General features: G+C 63.5%; 4 protein-coding genes. 1 reads left to right on the top strand and 3 read right to left on the bottom strand.

Annotated elements, in window-relative coordinates:
• The 3 genes from K8I61_05105 to K8I61_05095 form a co-directional block, all read right to left on the bottom strand.
• The coding region (locus tag K8I61_05105; GenBank protein MBZ0271392.1) for a class I SAM-dependent DNA methyltransferase at positions 1-3,318 on the bottom strand (3,318 nt) is incomplete at its 3' end.
• Between the two features lie 85 nt (positions 3,319-3,403).
• Positions 3,404-4,786, bottom strand: coding sequence for a hypothetical protein (locus K8I61_05100; GenBank protein ID MBZ0271391.1), 1,383 nt, complete (start codon positions 4,784-4,786; stop codon positions 3,404-3,406).
• 401 nt (positions 4,787-5,187) lie between these two features.
• Positions 5,188-6,522, bottom strand: a complete 1,335-nt coding sequence (locus tag K8I61_05095; GenBank protein MBZ0271390.1) for a hypothetical protein — start codon at positions 6,520-6,522, stop codon at positions 5,188-5,190.
• A gap of 936 nt (positions 6,523-7,458) precedes the next feature.
• On the opposite strand from K8I61_05095, the gene K8I61_05090 reads away from it, so the two are divergent.
• The coding region (locus K8I61_05090) for a hypothetical protein (GenBank protein ID MBZ0271389.1) at positions 7,459-8,315 on the top strand (857 nt) is incomplete at its 3' end.

The raw sequence follows: 8,315 nt of genomic DNA, 5'->3' as shown, positions 1-8,315 counted from the left end.
CGCGGGCACGACGGCCTTCGCGGCCGCGGGCACGCCGGTCAGCGCCGGCTGGTGCGCGGGCGTGGCGCCGGCCGGGTTCTGGAACTCGGGACGCAGCCAGCGGACGACGCCGCGCTTTTCCTCTTCCGCGCGCGCGCCATTGAGCGCGACGAGCCTTTCCAGAATCTCCTCGTCCGAAAGATCGCGCGGCCAGCCGTAGGCGTCGGCCACGGCGTCATCGAGCTCGTCGTGGATTTGCTTCAGTACGCCGACAAGCGCCTTTTCGTGGAACGCGCGCTCCTTTTCGGTCAACGCCGGAGACCCTTCGCTCCGCTCAGGGTGACAAGCGCGCGTGGCCGTCTCAACGGAGCCGGCGCTCGCCGCCCGTACCGCTTTTTCCCGATCGAATTCCCGCAGCCGTTCGAGCGCGTTGTACATCCCCGTCAGCGTCACGTCCGGGTGCTCCGCCTGCACGCGCTTGCGATGCGCATCCAGCCGCTCGCCGAGATCGCGAATGCGCGCCTTGATGTCGCCGGGCGGGTCGGGAAAGGGGAAGGGGTCGAAACAGCGCGTCTTGTTATAGCGGGGATCGTTGCCGACGCCCAAGCGGCCGCCGGCCGCCAACGCCCACGTCACGTGCGTTCGACTCGACATCACACCGAGAAACCAGGCGTCGTCGAGCGCAACGCAGACGAGCATGTTGTCCGGCAGAATCTCCGCATCGAGAAATTGAAAGACGCGGTGTTTGGATGTTTCCGTCGTCGCGATATAGCGCGGGAGACCGTCGAGCATTTGGCGAAGTTTCGGATTCGGTTCCCCAAAAATCCACCAGTTTTTTTTACGAATCGCGCGTTTATTCGTATCGCGTTCAGGTTTGACTCGCTCTAAGACCCACTGATAGACGGCGGGAAATTTCTCTCTTACTTCCTCGATTTCCAAACCGAAAATATCGATAACGCGAACATTTCGAGTTTTTTGCATTAGGTCTTTGCCGTTCAAATACGGACGAATGTGCGCCTCCAGTCCGGCAATCCTACCGAGCCCGAGTGTTACCGCTTCGATTTGATTTACGATGAAACCCGCGCCGAACAAACATACGCCGCGATTCGCGAGGTTAGCGTTTGCCTCCAGCAAAATAGCCGCCGTCACATCCACGCCGACAGTCAAGTCCGCGTTGAGCAAACCGGATTGTTGCGTGAACGAGACTTCGCGCGCGATGCCGCCCGTTTCTTTTTCGGATGTTACTCGTAGCAGTTTGCCGGGGTTTCTCCCCGCCTCGCCGACCGTCATCGCGATACGCACAGCCGCGCCGTCGGCACTTTCGACCCACGGGTGGTCGGGGATGGCGAACGCAAGGCTCAGCGGCGGTTTTTCCTCGATGTGGCGGGCAATCACGCGGCGCGCGAAAGATTGACGCAGGCTGTTGGTCGTGATGAAACCGAAACGGCGCACCTTTCCCGCACGGACGAGCTCCGCGGCCTTTTCCCACCAATACATGACGTAATCGGCGCTCTCCGGCACGTTCGGATACGCTCTTCGCACGGCCTCGGCGTAGCCTTCGCCAAGCGCCTGCCGCATCCGCCAGTTGCCGATAAACGGCGGATTGCTGACCACGTAATCCGCCTCGGGCCACTTCGCGGGGCGCGGGTTGATGTAATCCATGACCGGTACGCGCGCGTTTTCATCCGGCACCGGTTTGCCCGTTATGGGGTGCGTCTTGTAGGTGCGCATATCCCAGACCGACACCGGTTTCTGGTCCGGGCCAAGGCGCGGAACGGGCGCGCCGTCGTAGTCGAGCACGGCGTCGCGGCAGACGATGTTCTTGTAATCGCGCAGCACCGGCTCGGGGATCTGCACGGCGTGTTTGGTCTCGCGCGCCAGGCGGTCGGCCTCGCGCTTTTGCCATTGCAGGTAGCCGATCCACAGCACGAGGTCGGCGATCTCGCGGGCGCGCGGGTTGATCTCGATGCCCAGGAACTGTCCCGGGTTGACCATCCGCCCCTTGATTTCGAGCGCGGCCTGCGCGACGCCGAGGTCGGATAGCTCGCGGAGGATTTCCGACTCGATCTGCTTGAACAGATCGAGCGTGACGTAAAGAAAGTTTCCGGATCCGCACGCGGGGTCGAGCACGCGCGTGTGGACGAGTCTGTCGTGAAACGCGCGGATGACGCCCGCCGCCTTTTTGCGATCCAAGGCCGTCGGCTCCGCGTCGTCTTCCTTTTTGAGATGCCCCTGGGCTTCGGCCTGCGCGATTTCCCATTCGGCCCTGAGCGGTTCGATGACCGCCGGACGCACGAGACGCTCGATGTATTCGCGCGGGGTGAAGTGCGCGCCGAGTTTCTGCCGCTCGTAGGGATCGAGCGCGCGCTCCAGCAGCGTGCCGAAAATGGTCGGCTCCACCGCGGCCCAGTCGCACTTGGCCGCGTCGAGCAGCAGGCGAAGCTGATCGGCGGTCATGGCGATGGCGTTGGTGTTCGCGAACAGGCCGCCGTTGAAACGCAGCAGCTTCGCCTCGTAGCCGAACGAGGCGCCGTCGTTCATCGCACGCCAGAGCTGCTGAACCTGCGCGGGGAACAGATGCGGCTTTTCGATCCAACGTTCCTCGACGGCGCGCGTGAAGAGATTTTCGGGCAACAGGCCCACGTCCTCGGCGAACATGGTGAACAGGCAGCGCATCAGGAACTGCGCGGTCAATTCGGGATCGTTGCCGTTTTTTTCGAGCGCGCGGGCAAGGTCGGCGAGCTTGGCCGCGACCTTCCGCGTGACGCGCTGCGCGTGCCGCGCGGGGTCCAGGTCGTAGGGATCGGTGAAGACCTTGACGAAGAATTCGCGCACCTTCGGGTCGGCGAGATCGGCCAGTTCGATCGTGCGGCGCGCGCCGTAGCCCGCGTAGTTGCCGGTGAACGCGGTCCACACCTCGAAGCAGTTGCCGATGTCGCACGTCATCAGAAACGGCGGCAGGCCCTCGGGCAGCGCGTGGGCGTACTCCCTCGCCTGGCCGAACGCCTTGCGCATCGCCTTGTCCCAGCCGGCCGTGCCGCGCCGCGCCGTGCCGACGAACAGGTCGCCGGCCTCGCTGCCCTGCTTGGCCTCGATGACAAAGCACCCCTGCTTGTAGAAGTCGATGCTGCCGTGCGTTTCGCCGTCGCCGCGTTCCAACTTCACGAGCTTTTCGAAGCGGTAGTTTTCGTGCGCGCCGCGCCGCGGATCGGGCGGATCGACGCCGAGCGCCGCGCACATATCGAGAAAGAAATGATCCTTTTGCGCACGCTCGCCGGGCGCGGCGTTGCTCCATTTGGCGATGAACGCCTCAACCTGTTCCTGCGATGTTTCGCTCATGATTACCCGGCGCGGCGCGACGATGAAATCGGGGACGCGCTATTTATTCCCGTTCGCGACGCGAAAACAACCACCGCCGGATTTTTTAATCCCCCTGCGATTGAAATTCCGCGAGCGGGTCGTCGCCGGGGGCGCAAAGCCGCGGGGCGAAATGGATTTCGCTGCCGAGGTATTCGCGGCGGATCGCGCGGATCGTCTCGGGTCCGGCGGTGCGTTCGTCGAGGTTGAGCGTCGTGCCCGCCGCGTGCGAGCGGAACGCGCTGTAATATTCCGCGAGCGCCGCGTCCACGGCCTCGTCGCCCGGCTGGCGCAGGCGCATGACGGCGACGAGGAAGCGGAACATCTCGGCCGCGGCGAGCCGATTGCCCGCCTCGTCGAAGTGGTGGTCGTTGTCGAAGCGAAGTTTAAGACCCGTCTCCTTGCTCCGCATCGCGAACTTCGGCGTCAGGTCGAGCGCGGGAATCTCCATCGCGTCGAGCCGGTCCAGCACGCCGCGGCGGAACGGTTTTTCGTGGCGCGGCGCGAGCCGCTCGGGCGTGAGCGCGACGGCAAAGCGCCCGCCCTGGCGCGCGACCGCGGCGTTCCACGCGTCAAGGATCCGAGCGAAGATCGGCCGCGCGAAACGCAGGCACGCGCGCTCGCTTGTGCCGGGGCGCATCCACGGGCCATACGATGGGGGCCGGTTGCCGGGATCGGCGCCGAGCGCGGGCGGATCGGCCCACGGATTGCCCGCGGGCTTCCATCCACGCATCTCGTACCGGTCCAGCAGGTCGCGAAGAAGGCAGGTCGTGTGCGTCGAGCAGATCGGCCCCGGGTTTTGGGTAATCGCGGCCGGCCGCCCGTGCTCGTCGATGTCGAACGCGCGATGGCGGCAGATGTCGGCGATGTCGTTGTCGTAAAACAGGTAAACGACGTAATCGAGATCGAGCGCGGTTCCCTGCGCGAGGTAGCGGGCGTACGACTGGTCCGGCCCAAAGCCGTAGGAGCCGAAGTTCAGGATTTCGAAGCCGCCGCCGTGACCCGCTTCCTCCGGGTCGCGGCTCGTCCGGGCGGGGCTGTCGATCGGGGAAATCAGCGCGTTCAGCAGATAATCGAGCGGCTGCGTGAACGCGAATGCGACATGGACATCGATGTTTTCGACGTACGAATCGCCGAAGATGCCGATACGCGTGACGCCCGGTGCCTTCGTCGCCTCCAGGCGCCGCCCCTGCCGCATGCCGTATTCGTTGCGCACGACGCGGTGCATCGCGCCGCTGTCCGGGTGCGGCCGCTCGCGGCATGTGAGCGGTGTGGGAAAAGCGAAGCTGTCCTGGTTCTGCGCGGGCTCATTGTTCATCCAGTTTTCGTAGTCGGTGCGCGTGCGGGTGAATTGGGTGAAGATCAACACGCCGGCGAACAGCACCGCTACAACCACGAGGGTTTTCTTGACGCGGCGCCGGAATATTTGCGAGCGGGCACGCGAGCGCAAGGTATTTTTCTTTTCGGACCGAACGAGGAATTTCGACGGCTCCGTCCTTCGCGCGGGATTTTCACCGCGAACGGTCGGCGTGGCAATCGCGCGCCCTGTGGAAATCCGCAAAGACCCTTCGCTGCGCTCAGCGCGACAACGTGCTAGTCGTTTTCGGTGTCGTGGCATCCCAAGCACGTGTTTGTCATCCCGAGCGAAGCGAAGGATCTCCTTCCAATGACCACACAGCGCACGCGATCATTGTCAAACGCAGCGCTTTACCGCCTCGTCTCTATTTCGGTTTGGCGCGCGAAAACAACCGGCGCCGCGGTGCGCGGCTTCAGCAGCCGCAACAACCGTTTTCGTCGCCGTCCGGCGAATCGTCGTCATCGGTCCGGACCGCGGCGGCCGAGCGCGGATTATCAATGAAGTTCATCGTGCTCAACACGCCGCAGCGAGACGGGGTTGACACCTTGAAGCGGGATATGGTTCGGGTCAGGCACGATTCGAAGGTTTTTCACCTTAAGAACCAGGGGAACGGCGACGCGTAAGGCAAGAAAGAAGGGATCGACTTTGGCGACAAGGCGACGGTACGCAGTCGTTCGTGGCAACGTCAGGGCGTAAAGACCGGATTGCGACGAGACGAGCAACGTGCGCCGTTGGGGAATGTAGACAATATCGCGCTGCCAAGCCGGCGCCGGAAGACGATCGACAAGCTCGAATGTGTCGGCATCGAACACCTCGACAAACGGCCCGATTCCGCCGGCAAACAGCAGGCGCTCTTCCGCGGCAACGTAGTTCGTGCGAACGCCAACCACGGAAGAAATCGTTTCGTGCAGTGTAAAGGTTGCAAGGTCCAATACGCGAATGACGCCTTCAAATGGAAACGTCACGAACAAGCGGTCCCGTTTCGCGTCGAGCGAGATGCGCTGGCCCAATCGCGGCAATGCAATTCGCTCGACGGTTCGCAGGGAGTCCGCGTCGCTGGCGATGACCGATCCCGTGGCGGGTTCCGTGCAGACGGTGTAAAGCCGGCGGCGCACCGGGTCCAGGTCGGTGTCCATGCAGAGTCCGATATTGAACTTGTGCGTCAAGCCCTCAAGTCCGCGCGACAGACGGACAATTAAGCCTTCGTAGATCGCCGCCTGAATGCCGCGCCGGGTATCCCAGATCAGCGAGCCGTTATCGACGTAGCCTTCATGGCGTAACGGAAACCATCGACTCTCCCGAAACGCCATCGTGTTAGCGTCAAAAAACGCGAGAAGGACTTTTCCATCGCGGTATCGCGTGTAAATAATCGTTTGCTCATCGTCATCGATCGCAAAGCTTTTGAAACCGGGGCTTAACTCGAATATTTCCACGATCGGCGTCTGGGTCGATCGATCGGTTTCAAGGTCGTAACGAATGACGCTGACGTTGGCGGCAGCGAAGACTGTCCTGGCGTCGCGCGTCACGGCGATGTCGTGGAGCGACGCCTGATTCGCAAAATCGATGCGACGGGCGCCCGGTGGCGTTCGATGAAGGATCTCGGTTGATCGCGAGCCGGATTCGGCCAGAACCGCACCGAAAAGCGCGAAGCCAACGACAGCCAGTGGGGCGACGCGGAAGAGCGGCATCGGGCGCTTTTGCGTCGCGGCATACGCGGCATACAAAAGGCCCGGCGCCAGGAAATCTGCCGCGCCTATCGCGTTGCGGGAGGCGGACAGGATGCGGCGGCGCGTTCGGGACGACCGCTCCCCCAGGAACACGATCATCATCACGAGGTTTGCCGCCATATAAACACACGCCCATTCGAGACGTGGCGGTACGGGCGCCGTCCCCCACGCCGCGCGAAGCGCGCCGCGCGCGCAAAGGCCGGTCGCCAGAAAAAATGCGGCGGCGATGGCGGCACGGGATATCGGCGACAATCGCCGGAATTGACGAACGGGATACACCAGGAGAATCGCGATGAACGGAAAAAGTCTGTTTATCAAGCCGTGGAACGCGGTCATCAATAGCGTGAAGCGCTCGACTTCCACCTCCGCGTCACTCGGCCCGTCGAACCCTTCCTGAAGATCCGAAAACATAAGCCGCGCCATGATCAAAAGGACGATCGCCACGCGAAGGAGGTAAAGGCTCGCGCCACCAGAACGGCCAGGAGGCAATGGGAAGCGTTTGAGCGAATTCCTTTCGGCGCGCGCGGACACGGCCATCACAACTCGCTCCGAAAATTGGGGTCCGCCGCGGTTGTCGGCATCGTCGATCGCGTACACCGTGTTCCGATCGTCCGTATCGTTCCGCATGACGCAAACGAGAGCGCCCCGGCAGCGGGATCGCCGGTCGCGGTGTCGACGGCGCCAAACGTTTCCGCATCGCGCGTTTGCGCGTCGATCGCGGTGTCGAAAACGACGGCGAAGTTCTCGCCGGTCCGGACGGTGAGGCTCAAAAAACGCGGATACCGCGAAAGCACGCCAAACGCACGCGCACCCGACCATCCGAGGACGAGCAAAAGAGCGCACTCCGCCGCCGCAACGAATTTTCGCCCTCGCCTCATGCGTCCCACCCGACAAGCAAAGCCGCCTATCATCGGCACGCGGGCGCGCGGATTCAACCCCGCGATGGACGCGCGCGGGCAAAGACCGCCGATTGCAGCGTTTGCCAATTGGCGCTAACGCTTGCGCTGTCATCCTGAGCGAAGCGAAGGATCTCCCTGAATGACCACCGACCGCCTTTTCCTATTCTCCGCTCTGTTCGCGCTTCTCCTCTCACTCGGCTGCGCCGCCTCCGATGACGACGACCATCCCCCGCCTTCCGCGAACGATGACGACGCCACCTCGGACGACGATGACGACGCGGACAACGACACGGACGACGACGCTCCGACCATTGAGGTGCTCGGCGACTTTCCGCGGCCGGATTTCGTGCGCGAGGATCATCTTTCGCTCGAGGGCGCGTGGGACTTCGCCTTCGATCCCGAAAACGTCGGGCTCGACGAGGCGTGGTTTGCCAATCCCGATTTCGCGCAAACGATCGTCGTGCCGTATTGCGTCGAATCGGAGGCGTCCGGCGTCGCGGAAAACGATCCGCCGGCGGTGATGTGGTACGCGCGATCCTTCGCGTACGAAAAATCCGCGGAGGAACGCGCGCTGATGCACTTCGGCGCCGTCGACTATCACGCGATGATGTGGCTGAATGGCGAATATATCGGCGAGCATTTCGGCGGCTACACGCCGTTTTCGTTCGACGTCACCGATTTGCTCGAGGACGACAACGTGCTCGTGGTGCGCGTCGAGGACCGCAACGACGGCACGCGCCCGCGCGGCAAGCAGGCGCTTTTCGGCGAGCCGTACGCGATCTGGTACGAGACCGTTTCGGGCATCTGGCAGCCCGTGTGGATCGAGCGCGCGGGCCGCGCGTATGTGGAGCGCTATCGCGTCGAACCCGATTTCGCGACGGGCGACGTCGCCGTTCGCGTGCGCCTCGCGGGCGACGCTGCCGCCGCGACGGTGCGCGTGGAGGCGATTGCGCCCGACGGCGCGCGCGCGTCGGCGGAACGCCTGGCGGCCGGCGG

It is taken from the genome of bacterium (assembly GCA_019912885.1).
GTDB lineage: Bacteria > Lernaellota > Lernaellaia > JACKCT01 > JACKCT01 > JAIOHV01.
The sequence above is the reverse complement of the archived record's forward strand: the minus strand, read 5'-3'. Positions and strand labels throughout refer to the sequence as shown.

What these genes read in the sequence shown, in the direction of transcription:
- K8I61_05095 (MBZ0271390.1), bottom strand. Translation starts at nt 6,522, where the DNA reads ATGATGATCGTGTTCCTGGGGGAGCGGTCGTCCCGAACGCGCCGCCGC.